Annotated in this window: 17 protein-coding genes; 8 read left to right on the top strand and 9 right to left on the bottom strand. The window is 31.8% G+C overall.

Features of this window, described 5'->3' with window-relative positions:
* Positions 1-59: 59 nt before the first annotated feature.
* The 5 genes from WHD07_RS16945 to WHD07_RS16925 all read left to right on the top strand — a co-directional run bounded on the left by WHD07_RS16945 (position 60) and on the right by WHD07_RS16925 (position 13,399).
* The gene (locus tag WHD07_RS16945; protein WP_105047947.1) at positions 60-2,624 is read left to right on the top strand and encodes an ATP-dependent Clp protease ATP-binding subunit; all 2,565 of its coding nucleotides are present in this window, start codon (positions 60-62) and stop codon (positions 2,622-2,624) included.
* Between the two features lie 229 nt (positions 2,625-2,853).
* Positions 2,854-6,648 (top strand): two-component regulator propeller domain-containing protein, encoded by a 3,795-nt coding sequence (locus tag WHD07_RS16940; RefSeq protein WP_343329342.1) that lies wholly within the window; start codon positions 2,854-2,856, stop codon positions 6,646-6,648.
* A gap of 176 nt (positions 6,649-6,824) precedes the next feature.
* The gene (locus tag WHD07_RS16935; RefSeq protein ID WP_343329341.1) at positions 6,825-9,878 is read left to right on the top strand and encodes a TonB-dependent receptor; all 3,054 of its coding nucleotides are present in this window, start codon (positions 6,825-6,827) and stop codon (positions 9,876-9,878) included.
* A gap of 23 nt (positions 9,879-9,901) precedes the next feature.
* The gene (locus tag WHD07_RS16930) at positions 9,902-11,488 is read left to right on the top strand and encodes a RagB/SusD family nutrient uptake outer membrane protein (RefSeq protein ID WP_343329340.1); all 1,587 of its coding nucleotides are present in this window, start codon (positions 9,902-9,904) and stop codon (positions 11,486-11,488) included.
* A gap of 111 nt (positions 11,489-11,599) precedes the next feature.
* Positions 11,600-13,399, top strand: a complete 1,800-nt coding sequence (locus WHD07_RS16925; protein ID WP_343329339.1) for an alkaline phosphatase — start codon at positions 11,600-11,602, stop codon at positions 13,397-13,399.
* A gap of 70 nt (positions 13,400-13,469) precedes the next feature.
* Here the strand turns inward: WHD07_RS16925 and WHD07_RS16920 are convergent, their stop codons facing one another.
* The 4 genes from WHD07_RS16920 to WHD07_RS16905 are packed head-to-tail and all read right to left on the bottom strand — an operon-like array spanning position 13,470 to position 18,127.
* A complete protein-coding gene (locus WHD07_RS16920; RefSeq protein ID WP_343329338.1) occupies positions 13,470-14,237 on the bottom strand; it encodes a hypothetical protein in 768 nt (255 codons plus the stop codon).
* 30 nt (positions 14,238-14,267) lie between these two features.
* Positions 14,268-15,005, bottom strand: a complete 738-nt coding sequence (locus WHD07_RS16915) for an MIP/aquaporin family protein (protein ID WP_343329337.1) — start codon at positions 15,003-15,005, stop codon at positions 14,268-14,270.
* 29 nt (positions 15,006-15,034) lie between these two features.
* A complete protein-coding gene (glpK, locus tag WHD07_RS16910) occupies positions 15,035-16,531 on the bottom strand; it encodes a glycerol kinase GlpK (protein WP_343329336.1) in 1,497 nt (498 codons plus the stop codon).
* 36 nt (positions 16,532-16,567) lie between these two features.
* The gene (locus tag WHD07_RS16905; protein WP_343329335.1) at positions 16,568-18,127 is read right to left on the bottom strand and encodes a glycerol-3-phosphate dehydrogenase/oxidase; all 1,560 of its coding nucleotides are present in this window, start codon (positions 18,125-18,127) and stop codon (positions 16,568-16,570) included.
* 297 nt (positions 18,128-18,424) lie between these two features.
* Here WHD07_RS16905 and WHD07_RS16900 point away from each other — a divergent pair, with 297 nt between their 5' ends.
* The 3 genes from WHD07_RS16900 (at position 18,425) to WHD07_RS16890 (ending at position 21,398) form a co-directional block, all read left to right on the top strand.
* On the top strand, positions 18,425-19,216 hold the full coding sequence (locus WHD07_RS16900) for a DeoR/GlpR family DNA-binding transcription regulator (protein WP_343329334.1): 792 nt from the start codon (positions 18,425-18,427) through the stop codon (positions 19,214-19,216).
* A gap of 247 nt (positions 19,217-19,463) precedes the next feature.
* Positions 19,464-20,186: an NYN domain-containing protein gene (locus WHD07_RS16895; protein WP_105047941.1), complete on the top strand. Its 723-nt coding sequence runs from the start codon at positions 19,464-19,466 to the stop codon at positions 20,184-20,186.
* Positions 20,187-20,369: 183 nt separating this feature from the next.
* The gene (locus tag WHD07_RS16890) at positions 20,370-21,398 is read left to right on the top strand and encodes a TlpA disulfide reductase family protein (protein WP_343329333.1); all 1,029 of its coding nucleotides are present in this window, start codon (positions 20,370-20,372) and stop codon (positions 21,396-21,398) included.
* A 74-nt stretch (positions 21,399-21,472) separates the two neighbouring features.
* Here the strand turns inward: WHD07_RS16890 and WHD07_RS16885 are convergent, their stop codons facing one another.
* From WHD07_RS16885 to rluF, 5 genes are all read right to left on the bottom strand, one after another.
* On the bottom strand, positions 21,473-22,426 hold the full coding sequence (locus WHD07_RS16885; RefSeq protein ID WP_105047939.1) for an acetyl-CoA carboxylase carboxyltransferase subunit alpha: 954 nt from the start codon (positions 22,424-22,426) through the stop codon (positions 21,473-21,475).
* Between the two features lie 74 nt (positions 22,427-22,500).
* Positions 22,501-23,415 (bottom strand): DMT family transporter, encoded by a 915-nt coding sequence (locus WHD07_RS16880; RefSeq protein WP_343329332.1) that lies wholly within the window; start codon positions 23,413-23,415, stop codon positions 22,501-22,503.
* Positions 23,402-24,493 (bottom strand): LptF/LptG family permease, encoded by a 1,092-nt coding sequence (locus WHD07_RS16875; RefSeq protein WP_211296695.1) that lies wholly within the window; start codon positions 24,491-24,493, stop codon positions 23,402-23,404. Before WHD07_RS16875 ends, WHD07_RS16880 begins: the two co-directional genes overlap by 14 nt.
* A gap of 70 nt (positions 24,494-24,563) precedes the next feature.
* On the bottom strand, positions 24,564-25,694 hold the full coding sequence (gene tgt / locus WHD07_RS16870; protein ID WP_105047937.1) for a tRNA guanosine(34) transglycosylase Tgt: 1,131 nt from the start codon (positions 25,692-25,694) through the stop codon (positions 24,564-24,566).
* A gap of 325 nt (positions 25,695-26,019) precedes the next feature.
* Positions 26,020-26,910, bottom strand: coding sequence for a 23S rRNA pseudouridine(2604) synthase RluF (rluF, locus tag WHD07_RS16865; RefSeq protein WP_105047936.1), 891 nt, complete (start codon positions 26,908-26,910; stop codon positions 26,020-26,022).
* Between the last annotated feature and the right edge of the window lie 35 nt (positions 26,911-26,945).

Here is a 26,945-nt window from a genome sequence, read left to right as displayed (position 1 = left end):
ATTATCTATAAAAAAAAAGGACTAAATTTACAACACATCAATTATAGACAGAAAGAAATATGGACGATAATTTTTCACCAAAGGTCAGAGATGTAATTACTTTCAGTAAAGAAGAGGCGCTACGTTTAGGGCAAGAGTTTATTGGAACAGAACATCTTTTACTCGGATTAATAAGAGAAGGCGAAGGAAAAGCAATAGAAATACTAACAGCATTTAATGTTGATTTAATTTTGTTGCGCAAAAAATTAGAACAACTAAATCCTGCAAATCCTACTTTTTTAGAAAGTACAGGTAAGCCTAGTTTACGATTAACAAGACAAGCAGAAAAAGCTTTAAAAACAACTTTTTTAGAAGCAAAATTATATCAGAGCGAATCTATAGATACGGCACATTTATTACTTTGCATCCTAAGAAACGAAAATGACCCAACCACAAAGTTGATTCATAAATATCATGTGAATTATGAGGAAGCGAAAGCGCTTTACAAACAATTACATGTAGATGATTTAGAAGCAGATTTACCAATAAATCCTATTGCAGAAACTCCTTCTGATGATGAATACGCGTCAGAAAAATCGAATCCTTTTGATCAACCCCAAAAAGGAAAAACCGTAAAAAAATCGAAGACTCCGGTATTAGATAATTTTGGTAGAGATTTAACAGATTTAGCAGAAAAAGGAAAATTAGACCCGGTTGTTGGTAGACAAAAAGAAATTGAAAGAGTTTCTCAAATTTTAAGTCGTAGAAAGAAAAACAATCCAATGTTAATTGGAGAACCAGGTGTTGGTAAATCTGCCATAGCAGAAGGTTTGGCTTTGCGAATTATCGAAAGAAAAGTTTCGAGAATTTTATTTGACAAACGTATTGTTTCTTTAGATTTAGCAAGTTTAGTAGCTGGCACAAAATATCGTGGTCAGTTTGAAGAACGCATGAAAGCCTTAATGAATGAGTTAGAAAAAAATGATGATATCATTCTTTTTATTGATGAAATTCACACCATTGTTGGTGCTGGTGGCGCAACAGGTTCTTTAGACGCTTCTAACATGTTAAAACCTGCTTTAGCAAGGGGAGAAATACAATGTATTGGCGCAACTACGTTGGATGAATTTAGAACAAACATAGAAAAAGATGGTGCTTTAGAACGTCGTTTTCAAAAAGTAATTGTAGATCCAACTTCTGTTGATGAAACGATTCAGATTTTACAAAACATCAAAAACAAATACGAAGAACACCACCATGTAAATTACACAGATAACGCTATTGAAGCTTGTGTAAAATTAACCAATAGATACATGACAGATAGATACCTACCAGACAAAGCTATTGACGCTTTAGATGAAGCAGGTTCTAGAATTCATATTACAAACATTGTGGTTCCGCAACAGGTTTTAGAACTTGAATCTCAATTAGAAATTATTAGGGACCAAAAAACAAAAGCTGTAAACGGACAAAAATACGAGGAAGCTGCTAGGTTGCGTGATGATGAAAAAAACATGGAAGCTGCTTTAAATTCTGCCCAAAACCAATGGGAAGAAGACTCTAAATTAAATAGAGAAATTGTAACTGAAGATAATGTTGCCGAAGTAGTTTCTATGATGACAGGCATTCCTGTAAACAGAGTTGCAGAAGCAGAAACTAGCAGATTACACGAATTACCTGCCTTAATTAAAGGAAAAGTAATTGGACAAGATGACGCTGTTACCAAAGTTGTAAAAGCAATTCAGCGTAACAGAGTTGGATTAAAAGACCCTAACAAACCAATTGGTTCTTTTATTTTCTTAGGACAAACAGGTGTTGGTAAAACACAATTGGCTAAAGTTTTAGCACGTGAGCTATTCGATTCTGATGATTCTTTAATTAGAATTGACATGAGTGAATACATGGAGAAATTTGCTATCTCTCGTTTAATAGGAGCGCCTCCGGGATATGTTGGCTATGAAGAAGGTGGTCAACTAACAGAAAAAGTTAGAAGAAAACCATATTCTGTTATCCTATTAGATGAAATAGAAAAAGCGCATCCAGATGTATTTAATATGTTGCTACAGATTTTAGATGATGGACATATTACAGATAGCTTAGGGCGTAAAATTGATTTTAGAAACACCATAATTATTATGACTTCTAATATTGGTGCACGACAATTAAAAGACTTTGGCGGCGGAGTTGGTTTTGGTACCTCTGCTAAAACAGCACAAGCAGATGAACATGCTAAATCTGTACTAGAAGGCGCTTTAAAGAAATCTTTTGCTCCGGAGTTTTTAAATAGAATTGATGATGTAATTATATTTAACGCTCTAGAAAGAAACGATATTCATGAAATTATAGATATTGAGCTAGATAAGCTATTACACAGAATCTCTGATTTAGGCTATACATTAAAACTAAGCGAAAAAGCAAAAGATTACATAGCAGACAAAGGTTTTGATAAAAAGTACGGTGCAAGACCACTTAAAAGAGCCATACAGAAATACATTGAAGATGCTTTGGCAGAAGAAATTGTAAACTCTAAACTCTACGAGGGAGACACCATAACAATGGATTTGGATGAGAAAGAAAACAAACTCACCATTAAAATTGAAAAAGGCGAAAAGAAACCTGAAACAAGAACAGAAACAGAGTCTTAAAAATAGTAAAAATCCCAAACGAAAGTTTGGGATTTTTTTAGTTATAAATAGCACCTTTCCTAATTCGAACAATTGATTATTATTGCTCCAATTAAAAAAAACGATAGCACAATAATATTCTTCTTAACAATAACAAACAAAACTTCGTTAATAGTTTCCTTTAACTTAACACAACCTTTATATTCAAGTCATTTACTAGTTATACCCTTGTTGGTTAATAACAAAAGTAATGACAAGGATTTCTTTATTAATTTGCTTTATTACACTACAAGCTTTTACACAACAAATTAAATTTAAAAATTTTACAACAACAGATGGATTATCAAACAATTCTGTAGTAGATATCGAAAATGATATTAATGGAGGTCTATGGATTGCCACTTGGGACGGCCTAAATTATTATGATGGATTTAATTTCACCATTTTTAAGCACGATATAACTACTCCAAATTCTATTGCAGGTAATTATGTTACTAAAATTAAGCGAGACAAAAATGGAAGTATTTGGATACTTACAGAACACTCTAAAGTAAGCAGATACCTTGGCAATAAAGAGTTTAAAAATTACACATTCAACAGCAAGGTTCATAATATCTTTACATCAAATAATGGGAATATTTTAGTCCAAACAGAAAATGATTTTTATGAATTTATTTTAGGGAAATTTCAAAAAATAAATCAATTAAATAGAAATACAGAAAACAACTCTTTAAAAAAAATTCTATTAGCTAAATATCCAAATCTAATTATCAATAATATTTTAAAAGATAAAAGAGGTAACATCTGGTATGCTACCCGTAAAAACGGGTTGTTTATTCTAAAAAACAAATTAGACAAAGGAAACAAATACCACATAGAAAACTACACTAAAAACCCCTACTCTACAGAAAGCTTTAAAAGCAACGAAATAGAAACTTTACACGAAGATTTATTTGAAAACATTTGGCTTGGTTTAAAAGATGGCGGAATGTGTATGGCATATTCAAACTCAGAAAAAACACTATCCATTGCTCCACACCCAATAGAATTCCCAAACTTACCTAATGAAACTTTACGCGCAATAACAAGAGACTCAAAAGATAAACTGTGGTTAGGCTATTATACAAAAGGTCTTTTTTATTACAACACTACTTCTAAAAATTATCAAGAATTCTTAATAAAAGAAGCTACAAATCAACCAGATTGGAAACGCATAAGATCTCTATTTACAGCTTCCGACGGCACTATTTGGGCAGGTACTTATGCAGGGATTATTAGAATAAAAACAAATAACACATACACCTTATACAGTTCTAAGAAAAACAAAAAGATACCAAATGATAGAAATTACTCCATATTTGAAGACAATAATAAACAATTATGGATTGCTTGCTGGGGAGGAGTCGCTAAATTTAATTTAAACACAAATAACTTCGAAAATTTTTACGGTCAAGATTTAATTTCTAAATATCACATTAGAAACTTAAAGTTTTTTAATAACGAACTTATTCTTGCTACAGAAAATAACGGCTTACAGTTATTAGATGTAAAAAAAGGAAAAATAAAAACCTTAGAAGTACAAAAAATTACATCTAAACATACAATTATAAATTCCGATACAAAACAAATTAACTTAAAAAATAATGTATTACACTCCATAAATACTAATACAGGTCTCTTAAATAACAGTACTTACGCTGTATATAAAGATACAAAAACAAACTATTATTGGATTGCAACCCTTGGAGGCCTAAGTATCTACCACAAAAAAAAAGGCATCATTAAAAATATTACTGAAAAAGAAGGACTCCCCAGCCAATTGGTATATGGTATTCTAGCTAATAAAGATGACGTTTGGGTAAGCACCACAAAAGGCATTGCTGTAATTAGCAAAAAAGGATTTCAAGTAAAATCTTTTTACCCAAAAGGAGGATGGCAAGTCTCTGAGTTTTCTGAAGGAGCTTATTATCAAAATGCTAAAGGCGATTTGTATTTTGGAGGCATCAACGGATTAAATTACTTTAACCCCAACAATATTCAATTTAACAAACCTAAAGCAAAAATTAAATTACTGATTGATGATAATGAAAATTACACGTCTTATATTGTAAAAAAACACAACAAAAATCACATTGATATTCGCTTAATTCCTATTCGGTTCCCTAAAAAAGAAGCAAAAAACATTTTCTATAAATTAGAAGGAAGAGACACCAATTGGCTTTTGCTAGACATCCATGATAAAATAAGTTACCAAAATTTAACTTCCGGAAACTATAAGTTTCTTATCAAACAAGGAATTGAAAATAAAGAAACATTACTTTTTTCACTTAAAATAGAAAAAGCCTTCTACAGCACCATATTATTTTATATCCTATTATCTATTGTATTACTAATCACATTTATCATAATAATCTACATTAAAAACAAAACTGCAATTACGCAACAAAAAAAACTGGAAAGCAAAATTATTGCCCGCACTAATATTATAGAAAATCAGAAAAAAAATCTAGAGACCGCTAACAATCTATTAGATGAAAAAAATAAAGAAATTTTACTTCAAAAAGAAAAACTATTAAAACTGCACAACAACCTTAAAAATGAAGATTTTGAAATTGAAAAATTTAAAACCTTTGTTTTATTAGAGTTTCAAAAACCTATTTCTAAAATCATAGAAAGAGCAAATTTATTATCAGAAAATCACGACAACAAAAATCATATTTTAGACCAATCTAACAAAATAGTCAATCTAATTTCTGAATGGAATTACCTAGATCACGTAAAAGATATTGCCCACTTAAAAACCTCAACAATTAATTTATTTCCTGTATTAAAAAACAGCATTCATTATTTAGAAAAATCTTTACAAACCAATAAGGTAAATTTTAACTTTACCATAGACACCTCTATTAATTGGGTAGAAATTGATGTGTTACGTTTTAAACTAACACTGCAGTACTTTTTTAATGATATTAGTAAATATTCCGACAGCGGAAGTAAATTAGACCTAAATATCAATAGTAAAGACTCATTTTTAGTTATTGAAATTTCATCTAACAGTAACCTTTTAAAGAATAATTGGTATAGCGTTTTACACTACAGCCCCTATTTTAAAGCATTGCAAACACTTTTAACAGATTTAAAAGGAACAATCACCAACCATAACTTAGAGCAAGAATTTAAAGTAGCATTACAAATACCCATTACAAAAATGAGCACAAGAAACAAACCAATAGAAACCATTTCTTGGAAACATTTTAACGAGCAAAATATTTTATCCAAAGACAAAAAAAATGTATTAATTTTTAGTGATGAAGAAAGTTTTGCAACTGCAAATCAAATATTAAAACACAATGAGTATAATTTAATTTTCGAAAACGAAGCAAGTAACCTAAATTCTATTACAAAACAAATTCAGACAGATATTATTGTGTTTTATCAAGTCAACTTCTCTAAGGATCTTTTATATTTCATCAATAATTCTGATGAAATTCAAATTAAAAAAACACCCATAATTTATATATCAGAAGAAATTAATCACCAACTACAAGAACAATTGTTAGAATTTGGCATAGACACTGTTATTCAGCTTCCGGCAAGTGAATCTTTTATTCTAAAAAAAATAGACTCCTTAATAAATAGAAAATATACTCACACTAAAGAAAACAAGTTTCAACAAACAATATTCGACATCTTAACAGATAAAGACCTTATTATAACCGCCAATGATAAACTGCTAAAAAAGAGTTTAGAAATAATAAAAAAAGAACTACACAACCCTTCATTTAATGTTGAAATGCTCGTAGACCTATTAAGTATCTCTAGAGTTAAATGTTATCGATTATTTAAAGAGCGGTTAAAACAATCTCCTTCTGATGTAATAATGTCTCTTAGATTACAAAAAGCAGCAGCTTTATTAAAATCACAGAAATTAAATATCTCAGAAATAAGTTTTGAATGCGGTTACAATGATCCTAAATATTTTGGTCGTGCTTTTAAAAAATATTTTGATAAAAGTCCAAAAGAATATAAAGAACAATTTAGTTAAACACTTTGTTACTGTAAGATTTCCCCAATGTTAGCTAAGTGTTACTGCATCAAAACCACACGTAATTTGTTGCTTTTTCACACTAATTCGAATGATTAATCCTCCTTTTAGAAACAAAAACACCCTTTACCACACTTTCCTTAAAGTAGTTTTATCACAAATAAAAACACATATCAATGAAAAAAATTTATCTCTTTTTAATGCTTGCTATAGGTTGCACTTCCTATTCTTTTGCGCAAGTATCCGTAACCGGTAATGTTACCTCAAGTGCAGACGGAATGCCAATACCCAATGTTACCATTGTTTTAAAAGGACAAGTAACAAAAGGAACATCTACAGATTTTGATGGGAATTTTTCTATTCAATTAAATGATGAAAAAGGCATTTTAATTTTTTCTTACCTAGGATACCAATCAAAAGAAGTTTCCTATTCTGGAAACCAAACCTTAAAAATAGCTTTAACTGAAGAAGCTAATTCTTTAGATGAAATTGTATTAATTGGTTACGGATCTTCTAAAAAAGGAGATTTAACATCTGCAATTTCAACCGTAAACAACATTAAAAGCCTATCTTCTAGACCGGTTTCTAATTTCACAGATTTTTTACAAGGAAATGTTGCTGGTGTTACAGTAACACAACAAGGTGGAGACCCAAGCTCTAGCGCAAATATTGTTATTAGAGGTTATGGATCTGTAAATTCTGAATCTCCCTTAACAATTGTTGACGGAGTACCTTATTATGGACCAGCAATTAACCCAAATGATATTGCATCTGTTTCTGTTTTAAAAGACGCATCTGCAGCGGCAATATACGGAGCACAAGCTTCATCTGGAGTTATTGTTATTCAGACTAAAAAAGGTACTGTAGGCAAACCACGGGTAAGCATAGATGTTTATTCTGGGTTAAAAAACGCCTCTAACCTACCTACTCCACTAAACGCTGCACAACAAGCAAATGTTTATAATTTAGCTGCCGATAACGGCGGAAGCACAAGACAATCTGCTCATGATGCTGCTCAAAACCCTTGGGGACAAACCACAAGAACAAATTGGATGGACGCAATTTTTAGAACAGCAGCCACACATAACGTTAACGCCAACCTTAGTGGAGCAAGCGAACACATAAATTACATGTCATCTTTTGGATACAATAAAACCGAAGGTGTTTTACTAGGTACACAATCAGAGAGATATTCATTTCGTATAAAAAGTGATTTTAAATTAACTGATAAAATTACATTAGGCGAAAACTTGTATTTTTCGAACACAGAAGCTGTAGGAACGAATACTTCTAGTGGATATTCTGGTTCTATTTTAAGTGCATTATACATGCCATCTGCAGCACCTGTTTATGATGATGAAAATGAGTTCCACGGGGTTGTTCCTTACAACTTATCACAATTTGCAGGAGCCTATGGAGATGTTTACAACCCTGCCGCGTTACTATTAAGACCAACCATTAAAAATCCAGTAACATTTATTAATACAAATGTATTTTTAGAATACAAAGTACTTGATGGCTTAAAGTTTAAAACAAATTATGCTTTTAGTAAAACTACAGAAAACTTTAAAGCGTTTTATCCTAAAAGACCAGAATTAGGCCGTACAAGTCTAGAAAACTCCCTAACACAAAACAACAGTGTAACTAATAGATGGGTTTGGGATAACCAATTATCTTATACCAAATCTTTCGGAAGACATAACATAAACCTTACCGCTATTTACTCTGCTCAATTTAGCGATTATGAATACACAACACAAACGGGTAAAGGCTTTAGTAACGAAGATCCCTTTAACCAATATATCGCAAATGCTTCAGAAATATCTAGCTACGGTTCTAGCGCTTATGAAGACGCTTTGACATCTGCAATTGGTAGAGCCATGTACAATTATGATGGAAAATATTTTATAAGTGGTAGTATTCGTAGAGATGAAACTTCTCGTTTAGAAAAAAACAATCAATCAGGTGTATTTCCTGCAGCTTCATTTGCATGGAAAATATCTAAAGAAGATTTTTTCAACTCTAAATTTATAAATGATTTAAAATTTAGAGCTTCTTGGGGACAAATAGGAAACATTCGTCCAGTAGGTCATTATTCTTTTGATGTTCCACTTGGTAGCCAAACTTTAATTATCGGTGAAGATGGTTTACAAAATGACAAAGGTGTCTATGTAGGACAACAATCGAACCCTAATTTAGAATGGGAAACATCAGAATCTTTAGATTTTGGAATAGACACACAATTATTTAATAATAAATTATCACTAACGCTTGATTATTTTCAGAAAACAACCAAAGGGATGATTTTAGCAGGTTTAGAAGATGAACATCAAGGTACGAGTGCTGCAGATGTAAACGGTGGTGAAGTTAAAAATACAGGTTTAGAAATTGCTGCTAATTACTCAAATACTATTGGAGATTTAAAGTTTTCTTTAAACGCTAACGCATCAACCTTAAATAGTAAGTTAGTAAACCTAAAAGGATATAATAATAGTGGCATCAATTATATTGCGCATAATGATAACGTTAGAAGCGTACTATCTCCATACAGATCTGTAGTTGGTAAAGAACTATTTTCTACATTTTTAGTACCTTATCTAGGAATTTTTCAATCTCAAGATGAAATTGATAATTACACAAAAGACGGAAAGCTAATACAACCACACGCAGTAGCCGGAGACTTAAAATTTAAAGACACCAACAATGATGGAACTATAAACAATGACGATAAAGAGTTTATGGACAGTTACCAACCTAAATTAACATATAGTTTTGGTCTTAACTTTGATTATAAAGGATTCGATTTAGGAATGATTTTTCAAGGAGTTTCTGGTGTTAAAGCATTTAACGGATATAAATACGTTGCCTACAACGCCTCTTTACAAGGTTATAATTTAGACAGTAGAATTTTAAATGCATGGTCAGATACAAACACAAATGCTACTATACCTATAATCTCTACAACAGATAACAATCATAATTTTGGTACTACTTCTAGCTGGTACCTAGAAGACGCGTCTTATTTAAGGTTTAAAAACATTACACTTGGTTACACAGTGCCTAAACACTTAATTAACAACACTAATCTACGCGTTTACATTTCTGCTGAAAACTTATTTACAATAACAAATTATTCAGGTATAGATCCTGAAATAGGTGGTAAAGGTTTAGATGTTGCAAAATATCCTGTAGCAAAAACAATCTCAGCAGGCTTATCATTAAAGTTATAAATTAATTAAAAAAAATCAAGAAAATGATTACAAAAACTTTTAAAGCAGGACTTGTTTTCCTAAGCTTTATTTCTTTAATACTAACATCTTGTACTGATGAGTTTACCAATTTAGAACCTCTAGGAAACTCTTCTTACAGCAACTTTTGGAAAAGCGAACAAGATGCCCTAGAAGCAACCAATAGCATGTATTTTTATATGAAAGATGAAGATACATTTTCTAGAGGATTTATGTGGTACATTAACGCTTCTGACGATATGGTAACAGGTCGAATTAAGGACTATGCAGATAACACTAAAAACTTTAACCTTACAGGAGACGAAAGTGGTTTAAAATCTATCTACTCTAAATGCTTTAAAGTGATTCGTAGAGCCAATGATGTTTTATTGAATGTACCTAATATGGACATTAACGAAACCTTAAAAAATAGACTTTTAGGAGAAGCTTATTTTATGAGAGGCTTTTACTACCATTGGCTTTCATACCATTATGGTGATGATAATTTAAATGGAGGTATTCCTATTATTACTGTAGAAAACATGAATAACGAAGCTGGAAGCTACACTAGACCTACAAGTGTAGTAGAAAATTATGCCCAAATTATAGAAGACCTTAACAAAGCAAAAGACTTGTTACCTTTATATACAGAGTACAACGCTAACGATTATGGTCGTGCTCATAAAGATGCGGCATTAGCCTATATTGCAAAAACGTATTTATATTGGGCACAATACGATGCTTCTAAATACGCAGATGCCGTTGTTGCTTGTGATGCTGTTACAAACTCTGGCTCTGGTAGAACTTTAATAAATACAGGGAATCCAGATAAAGATTTTAGGCTATTACACAGTCATTTAAATAATTGGACAAGTGAATACATTTGGTCTGTAGATTCTGGTATTGAAGGAGGTAGCAAATTACCTGGAGTTATGTTAGAGAACAAAGGCTGGGGAACTTATAATGGTTGGGGATATTTTCAACCAACCCAAGAACTTTATGAAGCTTTTGAAAATAACGATGCTAGAAGAGAAGTTACTATTCTTAAATTTGGTGATGAATTTCAGTTTTTTGGAAAAACAAAAATATATCAATCAGAAAATTCTTTGTCAGGTTTTCAATTCAATAAATACATGTATGAATATCAACAAGAAGACCCAATTGGCACCGACGTAAACCCTGATGGCGATTCACCTACCACTACTTATAATGTACCCCTGTTGCGTTATGCTGAAATTTTATTAATAAAAGCAGAAGCCTTAATTATGCAAGGAAAAAATGGTGACACTCCTTTAAACTTAGTCAGAGCTAGAGCAGGACTTACTGCAATTTCAAATGCAACCATCAGCGATTTAAAACACGAAAGACGCGTAGAACTTGCTGGTGAATACGCAGATCGTCACTTTGATTTAGTGCGTTGGGGAGATGCTGAAGAGACATATAGCAAACCCTTACATGGTAGAATTCATTATGATAGAGCAAACCCTAATTCTACTTATACAGTTGAAGAAATTTGGCCTGCTAGAAATTTTGACGCTTCTTACATGCATGTTTGGCCAATACCTAACAACGCTGTAAATTCATCAGGAATTGCACCAAACAAAGGCTGGTAAACCTAAATTACCTTCTTTAAAAAAGGTGTTGAATCTTTTCAACACCTTTTTATATATAATAAAATAATGATTTCTTTTTCCTCAAAGAATTCATCAATAAATAGTTTTAAAATGATACAAAACCTAAAAACTTTATTTATTTTAATGGCAATCTTTTTTAGTTTTAATAACAAAAGTATTGCTCAGAATAAAACAATTGTTCACTCCCATAACGACTACAATCAATCGGTACCTTTTTGGAATGCTTTTGCAAACGGAGCAACTTCTTTTGAAGCGGATATTTTTCTAAAAAACAATAATTTGTATGTCGCTCATAATTATGAAGATATCTCTACATCAAAAACATTAGAAGCATTATACTTAAATCCATTAGAAACCGTACTTAATATGAAGTACAAAAAGAATGAGCAATTAATTCTTTTAATTGATATTAAATCGGATGCTAAAAAAACTTTAAATAAACTGGTAGAAGTTTTAAAAAAACATCCTACTATCCTCAACAACAATCTAATTAAATTTGTTATTTCAGGAAACAGACCTAAACCTTTAGAATATGTAAATTACCCAAACTTTATCTTTTTTGATTATCAAGAATTAGAAAAACCTATTTCATCAGAAGTTTGGAAAAAAGTTGCCATGGTTAGTTTAAATTTTAAAAACTATTCTAACTGGAATGGAAAAGGAAGATTAACTCATGATGACTACAAACGCGTTTCTGATATTACAAAAAAAGCAATTCAAACAAAAAAGCTTTTCCGTTTTTGGGGAACTCCAGATTCTAAAAGAACTTGGAGATCTTTGTCTGATATTGGCGTAAACATCATAAATACAGACCTACCGTTTGAATGCGTCAATTATTTTAAATCTTTACCTAACAGATTGGTTACTGCAACTTCATTTTCTAAAGTATACAAACCAACTTTTAAATCAGACAAAAAACAAACACCTGTTAAAAATATCATTTTATTAATTGGTGATGGAAATGGGTTGGCTCAGATTTCATCAACAGCACTTATTAATAATGGCGAATTATCCTTAACTCAATTAAAAAGTATTGGTTTTATAAAAACACAAGCAGCTGACGATTTTACAACAGATTCTGCTGCTGCAGGTACAGCTTTAGCAACTGGTAAAAAAACAAACAACAGAGCCATTGGTACAGATATAAATGGTAAATCTTTAGAAAATATCACTGAGATTTTACATAAGAAAAACTACAGTACTGCTGTTATTACAACAGATAATATTTTAGGAGCAACACCAGCTTCATTTTACGCACACGCAAAAGACAGATCCGACAACGCTACAATTTCAGAAGATTTAATCAATAGTAAATTAAATCTTTTTATCGGAGGAGGTTCATCGACTTTCAAAAACACAAACCTTACCAATGACTTTAAAATAATTTCATCTATCAAGGATTTAAAAAACACTACGGATGATAAAGTAGGAATTTTTATGTCTGAACACGGAATGAAATCTATTATTGATGGTAGAGGACATATGTTAGCTGAAGCAACCAAAACCGGACTTGAGTTTTTAAGTAAAAAAGAAAAACCGTTCTTTTTAATGATTGAAGCTGCCAAAATAGATCATGCTGGTCATTCTAACGATACTGCAGGAATTTTAGCTGAGTCTATAGATTTTGACAAAGCCATAACCGAAGCACTCACTTTTGCTGACAACAATCAAGAAACTTTAGTGATTATAACAGCAGATCACGAAACCTCTGGTTTTAGCATTCCTCAAGGTAATGTAAAAAAACATCAAATAGAAGGTTATTTTGCATCTTACGACCACACAGGAATCATGGTTCCTATTTTTGCGTACGGACCTAAATCGGATGAGTTTCAAGGTATTTACGAAAACAATAAAGTCTTTTCTAAAATTCTTGAAGTTTTAAAGAAATAAAAACATTGATAAATCAAAAAATCCCAAACGAAAGTTTGGGATTTTTTATTCACTAAAAACAAATATTTCTTTAAAAAAGACTAAAAGCCAATTGAACTCTTGCATACTTTAAAGAAGGATTCCAAAGTACAGTAGTTGAAACAGGCAAACCATAGTCTCCCAACATTACTGTTTTAGAAGCTGTAAGTCCCACATTTACTAAATCAAAATTTTCTTGACCATCACCATACAAATGCGTATCACCGTTTAAAGAAAATCCCGCTCCCACAAATCCATCTAAATTAACTTTAGCATCTTTAACCAAAGGATACGAAACCTGAACATACGTAGAATAGCGTTGTTCAAAATCTATATTTTGATCATATTGACCATCTTTACCCCCATACAACAAAACATCTGCTTCTAACGTTAAAGGAAAACTTTCTCCAAAATTATAAGACGTTCTTAAATCTAATAAATGTCCAGAAGTTTCTTTATCATAATCCCAAACATCTGGATTAATAGCTCCTCTTGTGTTATACAAATCCCATAAAGCTAAAGACAATCCATTTTTTGCATATTGTACATAGTAATTTATTTCTTTATAAGAAGTACCATCGCTTTCATTAGAGAAAGACATACCTCCCCAAAAACCAGTTGTAAAGCTACCTGATTTATTCAGTTTAATCGAGGTAAAAACTGCAACCATCGGTTTATCTGTTATAATCAACCCTCTCCAAAGGTGATTTGTTTTAACATCAACACTAAAGTCAATTGGACTCTCTTTCAATTCTTTATTTTGAGCAATACTTATCTGTGCCGCAAATGCAGCTACAAGTATTAATAATACTTTTTTCATTTTATTTATTTTAAAATTTATCGAATAGCTTTACAACAAAGCAACATATAATAACGCTGCTAATACACAACCAATAACAGGCCCTACAATAGGTATCCACGCATATCCCCAGTCACTACTTCCTTTTACCGGTAAAATTGCATGCATAATTCTTGGTCCTAAATCTCTTGCTGGGTTAATTGCATAACCAGTAGTACCTCCTAAAGACAAACCAATTGCCCAAACCAAAAACGCTACAGGAATCGCTCCTAAAGACCCCAACCCAATTACCGCACTTGCATCGATATCTCCAACAAGATCAATACTTGGTCCTGCTAAATAAAGTATTACAAAGATTAAAACAAAGGTTCCAATAATTTCACTCATTAAATTTGAAAACGAATTTTTAATTGCTGGCCCAGTACTAAAACAAGCTAATTTTCCACCTTCATCATCTGTTGTTTTAAAGTGATCTTTATAAAACACCCACACTAAAAACGCACCTAACATAGCGCCTATCATTTCTCCTGCAAGATACTCTGGCACCAAACCCCAAGAAAGCTTTCCTGCCGTTGCCAAAGCTATGGTTACCGCCGGATTTAAGTGCGCACCACTCGAAGGTCCTGCAACAATAACCCCTACAAATACAGCCAATGCCCAACCTGTAGTTATTACAATCCAACCCGAACTATTTCCTTTTGTTCCGTTTAAAACAACATTAGCAACAACTCCATTACCTAATAGAATCATTAACATTGTCCCTAATATTTCTGCTACTAAAATTGACATATTTTAATTTTTTATTATTAAACAATTGATTAATCCTCTATCCAGTTTTGAGCACATGCCACTGCTTTATGCCAGTAATGCAGCATTTTATCAACTTTCTCTTTCTCCATTTTAGGAAAAAACTCTTTATCGACAATCCATTGCGCCTGAATATCATCAACACTATCCCAATAACCTACCGCTAAACCGGCTAAATATGCAGCCCCTAAAGCAGTTGTTTCTAGTGTTTTTGGACGAATAATCTTAAAACCAAATAAATCTGATTGTATTTGTAATAATAAATCACTTGCTGCCGCTCCACCATCAACTCTTAACTCGATACTTTTTTCTCCAGCATCCGCCTCCATCGCCTTAACAATATCATACACCTGAAAAGCAATTCCCTCTAAAGTTGCACGTGCAATATGAGCATCTGTAGTACCACGAGTAATCCCAAGCATTGCCCCACGAGCATATTGATCCCAATAAGGAGCACCTAAGCCAGTTAATGCAGGCACAAAATAAACACCTCCATTATCTTCTGCCATATCTGCTAAATGATTTATACCTGGAGCTGTTCTTACCATTCTTGCTCCATCACGCAACCACTGAATCGCTGCACCACCTACAAAAACACTCCCTTCTAAAGCATAAGTAGTTTTCCCTTTAATCTTCCAACCAACGGTTGTTAATAGGTTGTTTTCTGAATACACCGCTTTCTCACCTGTGTTCATCAATAAAAAACACCCTGTACCATACGTGTTTTTAACCATACCAGGTTTTGTACACATTTGCCCAAATAAAGCCGCTTGCTGATCCCCTGCAATACCTGCAATTGGAATTTTTGTAGAAAATAATGTGGTAGCTGTTTCCCCATAGACCTCGCTACTTTCTTTAACAGAAGGTAAAATAGATTTAGGTATATTAAATAACTCTAATAACTCCTCATCCCACTCTAGGGTATGAATATTAAGTAACATTGTTCTACTAGCATTAGAAACATCAGTAATAAACATTTTCCCTCTTGTTAGCTTCCAAACCAACCATGTATCCACAGTACCAAAACACAGTTTTCCTTCTTCCGCTCTTTCTCTTGCTCCTTCAACATTATCAAGAATCCATTTTAATTTAGTTGCAGAAAAGTATGCGTCTAAAACCAAACCTGTTTTCTTTTTAATCATATCAATATGACCTTCTTCTTTTAGCTGGTCGCAATATTTTGCTGTTCTTCTATCTTGCCAAACAATTGCATTATATACAGGTTCGCTTGTTTCTCGATCCCAAACAATGGTTGTTTCTCTTTGATTTGTAATACCTATTGCCGCAATTCCCTCTCCAGAAATACCCTCTTGCGCAGTAACTTCTGCTGCTACAGAAATTTGTGAAGACCATATTTCATTAGGACAATGCTCTACCCAACCTGGTTTTGGAAATATTTGCTCAAAAGGTTTTTGAGATGTTCTAACAATTTCACCGTTATGATTAAACAGAATTGCTCTAGATGATGTTGTACCCTGATCTAATGCTAAAATTAATTTTTCTTTCATCTTTAGTTAATTGGTTTTAATTAAAATTGTTTTTATTTATAAAATATAATTAGAAGTTACTTCTAGATAAGCTGCCACTTGATCTTTCTCCCAACTTAAATCTTTCCCTAATTCTTTTGCCATTATTTTAGCAACCTTAGGAGCCATTTTTATACTTTCTTTTGCATCCAATAATTGACAACGAGTTCTTCTTGCTAAAAAGTCTTCAACAGTTCTCGCCATCTCATGCTTAACCGCCCACACAACTTGCGCTTCTATTACTTTTGATGACGGACTAATAAAACTCTCTAGATTCTCATCTTTTGCTAGTTTTAACATTTTTTCTTCATCCGAACCATAGAAATAAAAAGGTTTTGTAAAATCTACATTTTCTTTATATCCATGAATCTTTAAGTGTCTTGTTTTTGTAGGAATATGAGACCAACCATGTAATTTTTCTGACTTATTTACTAAGTCTTCACCCATTTTTCTAAAAGTAGTCCACTTACCACCAACCATGGTTAGCATACCCGATTTTGACGTATAAATTTTATGACTTCTAGAAATTTCTTTTGTTTTATCACTATGTCCTTTTGTCGCTGCTAAAGGACGTAAACCTGCAAACACACTTAAAACATCACTTCTTTTAGGGGCTTTTGTTAAATATCTACTTGCTGTACTTAATATAAAATCTACTTCCTCCTGAAGCGCAACTGGCTCTAAAGACTCTTTTTCTATAGGCGTATCTGTTGTACCCACAATAACCTTATCGTGCCATGGCACTAGAAAAAGCACCCTACCATCATCGGTTTTAGGTATTGTTATCGCGTCATCACCTGGTAAAAATGATTTATCTAAAATTAAATGCACCCCTTGACTCGGAGCAATTGTTTTTTCTGCTCCCGGAGCATCCATCTGTAAAATATCATCTGCAAACACACCGGTTGCATTTACAACTTGCTTTCCTTTTATTTCATATTCTTTCCCTTCTTCCTCATCATGCACACGAACACCCGTTACCTTACCATCTGAACCCTTTACCAATCCTGCAACCGAACAATAGTTAACCACTACCGCCCCCATTTCTACACAATTTTGCAAAACATTAATAGCCAAACGACTATCATCAAACTGACCATCATAATAGACAACACCTGCAGATATTTTATCTGGGTTGATAAGAGATATACGTTTTAATGTTTTTGCTTTTGATATTCTTTTAGACCTACCCAAACTTAGCTTACCAGCCAACAAGTCATAAAACGTTAAACCAACGGTATACAAAACCTCATCATACAAACCATGCGTAGGTATTATAAATGACTGACTTTTAGTTATATGTGGTGCATTTTTTAACATCAACCCTCTCTCTACAACCGCCTCTCTAACCAAACCAACATCTCCTTGCGCCAAATATCTTACTCCACCATGCATCAACTTTGTAGCTTTACTTGATGTTCCTTTTGTAAAATCTGATTTTTCTAACAACAATACAGAGTACCCTCTTGCCGAAGCTTCTAAAGCAACACCAATACCAGTAGCCCCTCCACCAATTACAATGAAATCAAACTCTTTAGTATTGCTACTTAACTTTTTTATCATTTCACTTCTAACCATAATATCTTTTATTAATTATTTGTAAACTTCTGATTGTAAAGATATCATCTTTTTAAAACAAAACGAAACATTTTGAAACAATTTTTTTGTAATTTTTCGAAACATTAGGTTTCATAAGGCTTTAAAAAGAAACAAAATGATAACATAAGCAACAAAAAAGGTAATTAACACTTTCTTTTTATTGTTTTTAACCCCAAAAACGAAACTTTAATATCGAAAAAATATTTCAAAACGTTCATAATTTTCTTTTACGGGAATTTTATTAACTATATTTGTTACACAAAAAAAATTAATAAAATGGGAATTAACATTGCTGAAAGACATAAACTAATTCTAAACAAACTAGAAAAAGAAGGACATGTTACGGTATTAGACTTAAGTAAGGAGTTTAACGTTTCTTCGGTAACCATTAGAAAAGACTTAAAACTTCTTGAAGAATTAAATTTACTATTTAGATCTCACGGTAAAGCCATTCAAATAAACCCTTACACACACGAAAGAACCGTTAACGAGAAGGAAAAACTTCATCAAGAAGAAAAAAACAAAATTGCCACAAAAGCAGCCGAATTAATTGAACCTTTTGACAGTATTATTCTAGCATCAGGAACTACCATTATACAAATGGCTAATCAAATTAAACCTACTCAAGGAATCACGGTTTTAACAGCATCTTTAAATGCAGCTTTAATTGTTTCTGAACTTCCTGACGTAGAAGTTATTCAACTTGGAGGTACTTTAAGAAAAAGTTCATCTTCTATTATTGGACCATTTGGAGAAAAAATGCTATCTGAATTTACATGTTCAAAACTATTTTTAGGTGTAGATGGTATAGATCTAGATTTTGGGCTAACCACCACAAACACCATGGAAGCATCTTTAAACCAAGTAATGATAAAATCTGCTCAAAAAATTATCATTCTAGCAGATTCTTCTAAATTTGGAAAAAAAGGTTTTGGCAGAATTTGCGGACTAGAAGAGGTAGATCAAATAATTACAGACTCCGGAATAGATGATAACTATAAAAATAAATTAACAAAACTAGGCATAGACGTTTTAGTTGTAGATGGACCTATAATTAAAACCAATTAAACAATACACACATACATAAATCTCAAACTTTGTTTGGGATTTTTATTTTAAAACAACCATTTATACTTGTTGATAAAACAATTACCTAAAAAAATAATAACCAAGACAACACACCCCTAAAAACAACTGTTATTCTTATTGATTTTTTGAAAGCAAAAAACTAACTTTACTTTTTACTCATTACAAAAAAAGTATTGTAAAGCGCATTTTCATTTTACACAACTAACAATCAAATAAAACAACTACTATGAATATCGCAGTTCTTATAGACGGAGACAACATACCTTCTGCCCACGTAAAAGAAATGATGGAGGAAATTGCTAAATACGGAAATCCTACTATTAAAAGAATTTATGGAGATTGGACGAGTCCGCATTTATCTAAATGGAAAAACCTTTTATTACAAAATGCCATTACCCCCATTCAACAATACGCATACACTACTGGTAAAAACGCAACAGATTCAGCAATGATTATTGATGCCATGGATATTCTGTACTCCGAAAAAGTAAATGGATTTTGCTTGGTTTCTAGTGATAGCGATTTTACAAAATTAGCTACTAGACTAAGAGAAGCCGGAAAACAAGTAATTGGTATTGGAGAAAAAAAGACTCCGAATCCTTTTATTGTTGCTTGTGATAAATTTATTTATATCGAAATCATTAGAAAGCAAACCGAAAAGAAAGAAAATACACCTCAAAAAGATAATGAAAAAGATAGTGTAGATAAAATAACATCTAAAGTAATTAAACTAATCTCTTCTACTATTTCTGATTTATCTGACGAAGATGGTTGGGCATTTTTAGGTGATGTAGGAAGTTTACTTCAAAAAAAGCAACCTAATTTTGACTCTAGAAACTATGGTTTCGATAAATTAACTCCACTTATTAAATCTATCGGTAAGTTTGAATTAGAACAAAGAGAAAACACAAAAAGCCGACATAAATTAATTTTTGTAAAAAATAAATAAAAAGCCCGTATTAAAAACACAAGCTTTTATCAGAAGAAAAAAATATCTAGATTATTTATCAAAAGTAAATCTACAGGCTACACTCAAATAATCATTATTTTAAACTATTATTTCGATTCTATTTTAACTATTTTTATTTATAGAGAAGTGATATCTTTGCTTTTAAACTTAAGAATTTAAAAAATGAAAAAAATAAGTCTTGCACTTTTTACCATGCTAGTAATTGCTTCTTGTACAAAAGAACATTCTAAAGAATACATTTCTTTATCAGGAAAACTAGAAAACAATAAAGATTCTATTATTACAATTTCTGGCAGAACAGGTGTTGTTAAAACCATTGACATTAAAGAAGATGGTTCTTTTAAAGATACTTTAAAAGTTTCCAAAATAGACATCTACACTTTTCAAACAAGTAAAGAAAAAAGAGCTCCAATTTATTTAAAAAATGGGTTTGACATTACTGTTAACGGTGATGCAGATAAATTTATGACAAGCTTTACATATTCTGGAAACGGAGCTTCTAACACAAGCTTTATAATGGCTCAGTTAGAAAAAAGTCAGAGTATAGGAAACCCTGCTGATATTTTTGCTTTAGATAAAGATGCTTTTGACACAAAAGTAGGTTTATTAAAAAAAGAATTTGATAGTATTTTAACTTCTTACAATGATTTAGATAGCTCTTTAGTTGACATGGCATCTAAACAAAACACACAAATGTTTGAGTATTTTGAAAAAACGTATGAATCAAACAAGAAGATGGCAAAAGGAAATGCTTCTCCTAAATTTGAAGGTTATAAAGACGTAAAAGGAGGTGAAAAATCTTTAGACTCTTTTAAAGGGAAATACGTGTATATAGATGTTTGGGCAACTTGGTGCGGACCTTGTATTAGAGAAATTCCTTCTTTAAAAAAGATTGAAAAAGAATACCATAATAAAAACATTGAATTTGTAAGTATTTCTACAGACGAATCTAGAAGAAGTGGTGGAACTTGGGAAGCTGCAGAAAAAAAATGGAGAGATTTTGTAAAAGAAAATGAATTAAAAGGAGTACAACTTTGGGCAGGACAAGATTTTAGTTTTCAACAAGCATATCAAATTTCTGGTATTCCAAGATTTATTTTAATTGATCCACAAGGAAACATTGTAGATGCAAATGCACCAAGACCTTCTGATCCTAGATTAAAAGCTCTATTAGAATCTTTGGATATTTAATATTACACACAAGCATAAAAAAAAGCGAAATCTAAATTTAGATTTCGCTTTTTTTTATGCTTTACTTCTTTTTATTATTCTTTATAAACACCCATTGCTGCATATTTATCCATTCTTTGCATAACTAAATCGGTATCATTTAAATCTTTTAATTCTTCAAAAGCAGAAAGAATTTGCTCTTCAACAGCTTTAAAAGCTCCTGCTCTATCCGTATGTGCACCACCAATTGGCTCTTCAATAATTCCGTCAATTAATTTTAACTTCTTCATATCAGTACCCGTTAATTTTAATGCAGCAGCAGCCTGTTCTTTATACTCCCAACTTCTCCATAAAATAGAAGAACAAGATTCTGGAGAAATAACCGTATACCAAGTATTTTCCATCATATACACTCTATCACCAACACCAATACCAACAGCTCCACCAGACGCTCCTTCACCAATAACAATAGTTATAATTGGCGTTTTTAAACGTGTCATTTCTAATATGTTTCTAGCAATAGCCTCACCCTGCCCACGTTCTTCGGCCTCTAAACCAGGATAAGCACCTGGAGTATCTAATAAGGTAACCACAGGGATACCAAATTTCTCTGCCATTTTCATTAAACGTAACGCTTTTCTATATCCTTCAGGATTTGCCATCCCAAAATTTCTGTACTGACGTGTTTTTGTATTATACCCTTTTTGTTGACCAATAAACATAAAAGATTGATCGCCAATTTTACCAAGCCCACCAATCATGGCTTTGTCGTCTTTTACATTTCTGTCTCCGTGAAGCTCCATAAAAGTATCTCCACAAATGGCTTTAATATAATCTAAAGTATAAGGTCTATTAGGGTGTCTAGATAACTGAACTCTTTGCCAAGGCGTTAAGTTTTTATATATATCTTTCTTAGCTTTTTCTAGTTTTTTGTCGATTTTTTTACAAGTAGCACTTACATCTACATCACTTTCTTTACCAATTAATTGGCACTTATCTAGTTGATCTAAAAGCTCTTTAATCGGCATTTCAAAATCTAAATACTCCATATTGTAATTATTTGATTTTAGTTGTTTGAATAGACAAACATACTATAAAATTCGTTGTTTTTTAAAAAAAGAAGCTACTTTTTTCTAACAGCTTTCTCTTTCAGTTTATTTCTGATGACCGTTTTATTTTTTATAATTCCGTTTAACAAAACGACAAACAATACTATAAATGCCCCAAAATAAAATTCAGGATTCATTTTTTCTTTATCACCAAAAATAAAAAGCGCCAAAATAATTGCATAAATAGGCTCTAAATTAACGGTTAACATTACTGTATAAGGTGATATATATTTCATTACTTGAACTGACGCTATAAAAGCATACGCTGTACAAATACTACTTAAAAGCAAAAGATACATCCAATCTGATGTTGATATATTAAAAAAGGCAACCGAAAAACTGTTTGTAACCAATAAATAAATAGTAATGCAAAGCACTCCAAAAAACAATTGATACAAAGAAATAATTTCTGCCGTATATTTTTTAATAAAAAGACCATTAAGAACCGCAAACAAGGCACTTAAAAACGAAGAAATTAGCGCATAAAAAATACCTAACTGGTACTGACTTTCAAAGTTAAAAATAATGTAAAGTCCAAAAATAACCACCAAACCTAATACTATTTCTAAAGACTTAATTCTTCTTCTAAAAAAAACAGGTTCTATTAAAGCTCCAAAAAAAGCACCAGTGCTCATAGTTACCAGGGCTACAGAAACATTAGAAACCTTTATCGCTTTAAAGAAAAAGACCCAATGCAACGCAATAACAACACCTGTTACAAAAAACTTAACAAGTCCTTTTTCATCAACTTTAAATGATTTCTTTCTAAAGATAAAATACAGTACAATAAAAATAACTGCCAAGGACATTCTATACCAAACTAACGGTATAGCATCTAAGTTAATTAACGCTCCTAAAATTGCTGTGAACCCCCAAATAAAAACAATAAGGTGTAACAGTAAATAATTTTTTAATTTACTTTCTTGCATTTAAATAGAGATATATGGCTAAACAACCAAAAACAATATTAGGTAACCAAACATAAAGCAATGAGTTTACCCCAGCTACAGCACCTAAAACCTCAGCTATTTTCATTAAAAAAACATACAAAAACATAATACCAATACCTAGTGCCAAATTAACACCCGTACCACCTCTTCGTTTTCTAAAAGCCAATGCTACTGCTATTATTGTTAAAATATAAGAAGCAACAGGTAAGCTTGTTCTTTTATGAAACTCCACTAAATACGCATTTAAATTTTTAACTCCTCTTTTTTTAGAAACACCAATAAATTTTAACAACTCATTAGAAGGCATTTCTTGTGCTAAAGCAGATTTATAAATTAAATCTTTAGGTGTAAAGTTAAAAACGGTATCTATTTTAACACCTGAAAAAATACTATCTCTGTCTTTAAAAATCTTACGTAGTTTCCAGTTAGACAAAGTAAAAGCAGAGTCTTTATCACTGTACTTTATTCTATTTGCAACTAATTTAGATTTTAATTCTATACCATCATAAACTTCTGAGGTAAAATCATACCCCGAATTAGATTCTGTATCAAAACTTCGTATAAAAATGTACGTACTGTCAGTTAGCTGTAAACTAAACTCTTTTACATATTTTAACTCGTGTTTTTGCCTACTATTTTGAATGTACTCTTTTTCGAATTTCTTTCTTTCCTTACTACTATTAGGTACCACAAAATGATTCATTGCTAAAGAAACAATGGTAATTAAAGTAGCTCCAATAAAATAAGGATATAAAAAACGGGTAAAAGAAACCTTTGCATTTGTAATGGCAATAATTTCTGTATTGTTTGATAATTTAGACGTAAATAAAATTACAGCAATAAATAATGCCAAAGGCATAAAAGTATTTGCATAATAGATAATGAAATTTTTGTAATACTCATCTACAATTTGGTAAAACCCTAAATCTGTATGTTCTAAAAAATTATCAATCTTTTCTGATATATCTATAGCAATAGCAATAGGAATCAAGATTAATAAGGTAAACACAAAAGTTACCAAAAATCGTTTTAATATGTACCAATCTATAATTCTCACTTATCGTTGTGTAATTGTTTATTTGTTTAATAGCGTAACCTGTTTACTGCTACTGAAAAACGGCTTACTTTTAAAGCCTTTTATCCATTTGTTTTACCATCATGTCTTTCCACTCTCTAAAATCTCCTGCTAAAATATGTTTTCTTGCTTCACGAGTTAACCAAACATAAAAACCTAAATTATGAATAGAGGCTATTTGTTTCCCTAACATTTCTTTTGCAGCAAAAAGATGGCGTAAATAGGCTTTTGAATACATGGTATCTACCCAAGTAATCCCCATATCATCTATTGGAGAAAAATCTTCTGCCCACTTTTTATTTTTGATGTTGATAGAACCATGTGCCGTAAACAACATTCCGTTTCTAGCATTTCTAGTTGGCATAACACAATCGAACATATCGATACCCAAAGCAATGTTTTCTAAAATATTAATTGGCGTACCAACTCCCATTAAATAACGTGGTTTATCTTCTGGTAAAATTTCTGTTACCACTTCTGTCATTGCATACATTTCTTCTGCAGGTTCACCTACAGAGAGACCTCCAATTGCATTTGCTTGTTGCCCTGAATTTGCAATATATTCTGCAGATTGTCTACGCAAATCTTTATATGTACTTCCTTGCACTATAGGCATAAAGGTTTGTTCATAGCCATATTTATAAGGTACTTTATCTAAATGACTGATACATCTATCTAACCATCTATGCGTCATGTGCATCGATCTTTTTGCGTAATTATAATCGCAAGGATATGGTGTACACTCATCAAACGCCATAATAATATCTGCACCAATGGTACGCTGTGTTTCCATTACGTTTTCTGGTGTAAAAAAGTGCATAGAACCATCTATATGACTCTTAAACTTTACGCCTTCTTCGTTAATTTTTCTTCTTCCAGAAAGTGAATATACTTGGTAACCTCCAGAATCTGTTAAGATATTACGGTCCCAGTTCATAAACTTATGCAAACCACCTGCTTTTTCTAAAATATCCATTCCTGGACGTAAGTATAAGTGATAGGTGTTTCCTAAAATAATATCAGGATTTATTTCGTTTTTAAGTTCTGTTTGATGGACACCTTTTACGGTTCCAACAGTACCCACGGGCATAAATATTGGCGTTTCAATTTCTCCATGATCAGTAGTTATTACTCCTGCTCTTGCCTTACTCTTTGGGTCGGTTATTTTTAAGTCGAATTTCAATCGTATAAATTTTGATGATTCTTGTAATTAAAATTAATCACAAAATTAAGAACGTGTATCATTACTTTGTTCTCTAATTTATTTATTCTAAAAACAAATAAACTTTATTTTCATTGCTGGCAAAGATACTATTATTTAAGAATTGGTAAATAAAATGAAGTGTTATAAAAAACGAAAAGTTACAGCCCTACTTTTATTGGCAAAAATGCGCGTTAAGGATTGCAACGAAAATCCTTTTTTATTTTTTTTTAATAAAAAAGATTGCAGCCTTTCTACTTCGCTCAAGATAAAATCCAAGCCTGACCTGAAAGGGAACGCCCAAAAACTACCAGCGTTTCTTTTTAGCTGAAAAACCGCCACTATTTCTTTTACTTTTTGGTGATGATTTTCTAAAAGAGGCACTTTTTTTATTAAAATCGTTTTTAGTTGGCGCTTCTCTTTTTTTAGAAGTTTGTTTTTTGGGTTTTTCTTTAACAACAGATGCTTCTTCTGTTTTAGAAGAGGTAGAAATCATTTTATTAATTTCGCTCATTTCTTGTTCTGTTAATTCTCGCCAATCTCCTGCTTGCAAATATCCAAGCTCTACATTCATAATTCTTGTACGTTTTAACTTGGTTACTTCATAACCTAAATACTCGCACATTCTACGAATTTGACGATTTAAACCTTGTGTTAAAATGATTTTAAAAATTTTACCACTTATTTTTTCTACCAAACATTTTTTTGTCATGGTACCTAAAATAGGAATTCCATTCCCCATTTTTTGAATAAATTCATCTGTAATTGGCTTATCTACAGAAACAAAATATTCTTTCTCGTGATTGTTACCTGCTCGTAAAATTTTATTTACAATATCACCATCGTTTGTAAGAAATATTAATCCTTCGGATGGTTTGTCTAAACGCCCTATTGGAAACAATCTTTCTGGATAATTTACATGCTTTACAATATTATTTGGTTCTCTATCATCTGTAGTAGAAACAATACCAACTGGTTTATTTAAAGCGATGTATAAAATTTCGTCTTTCGGTTTTACAAGTCGTCCATCAAATTTTACAACGTCTTTTTCTCCTACTCGGTTTCCTAACTGAGTGGGTTTACCGTTAATTGTAATTCTGCCTTCTTTTATATATTTTTCGGCTTCTCTACGAGAGCAAATACCAGAAGAACTTATATATTTATTAAGGTTTGTAGATTTTTTATTTGTATTGTCCAAAGAAAATAATTTTATGCAAAAGTAAGTATAAGATT

Origin of the sequence: Polaribacter staleyi (assembly GCF_038024045.1) — a bacterium.
Lineage (GTDB): Bacteria > Bacteroidota > Bacteroidia > Flavobacteriales > Flavobacteriaceae > Polaribacter > Polaribacter butkevichii.
The sequence above is the reverse complement of the archived record's forward strand: the minus strand, read 5'-3'. Positions and strand labels throughout refer to the sequence as shown.

Coding starts and splice junctions, on each gene's coding strand:
- WHD07_RS16945 (WP_105047947.1), top strand. CDS start 60: ATGGACGATAATTTTTCACCAAAGGTCAGAGATGTAATTACTTTCAGT.
- WHD07_RS16940 (WP_343329342.1), top strand. CDS start 2,854: ATGACAAGGATTTCTTTATTAATTTGCTTTATTACACTACAAGCTTTT.
- WHD07_RS16935 (WP_343329341.1), top strand. CDS start 6,825: ATGAAAAAAATTTATCTCTTTTTAATGCTTGCTATAGGTTGCACTTCC.
- WHD07_RS16930 (WP_343329340.1), top strand. CDS start 9,902: ATGATTACAAAAACTTTTAAAGCAGGACTTGTTTTCCTAAGCTTTATT.
- WHD07_RS16925 (WP_343329339.1), top strand. CDS start 11,600: ATGATACAAAACCTAAAAACTTTATTTATTTTAATGGCAATCTTTTTT.
- WHD07_RS16920 (WP_343329338.1), bottom strand. CDS start 14,237: ATGAAAAAAGTATTATTAATACTTGTAGCTGCATTTGCGGCACAGATA.
- WHD07_RS16915 (WP_343329337.1), bottom strand. CDS start 15,005: ATGTCAATTTTAGTAGCAGAAATATTAGGGACAATGTTAATGATTCTA.
- glpK (WP_343329336.1), bottom strand. CDS start 16,531: ATGAAAGAAAAATTAATTTTAGCATTAGATCAGGGTACAACATCATCT.
- WHD07_RS16905 (WP_343329335.1), bottom strand. CDS start 18,127: ATGGTTAGAAGTGAAATGATAAAAAAGTTAAGTAGCAATACTAAAGAG.
- WHD07_RS16900 (WP_343329334.1), top strand. CDS start 18,425: ATGGGAATTAACATTGCTGAAAGACATAAACTAATTCTAAACAAACTA.
- WHD07_RS16895 (WP_105047941.1), top strand. CDS start 19,464: ATGAATATCGCAGTTCTTATAGACGGAGACAACATACCTTCTGCCCAC.
- WHD07_RS16890 (WP_343329333.1), top strand. CDS start 20,370: ATGAAAAAAATAAGTCTTGCACTTTTTACCATGCTAGTAATTGCTTCT.
- WHD07_RS16885 (WP_105047939.1), bottom strand. CDS start 22,426: ATGGAGTATTTAGATTTTGAAATGCCGATTAAAGAGCTTTTAGATCAA.
- WHD07_RS16880 (WP_343329332.1), bottom strand. CDS start 23,415: ATGCAAGAAAGTAAATTAAAAAATTATTTACTGTTACACCTTATTGTT.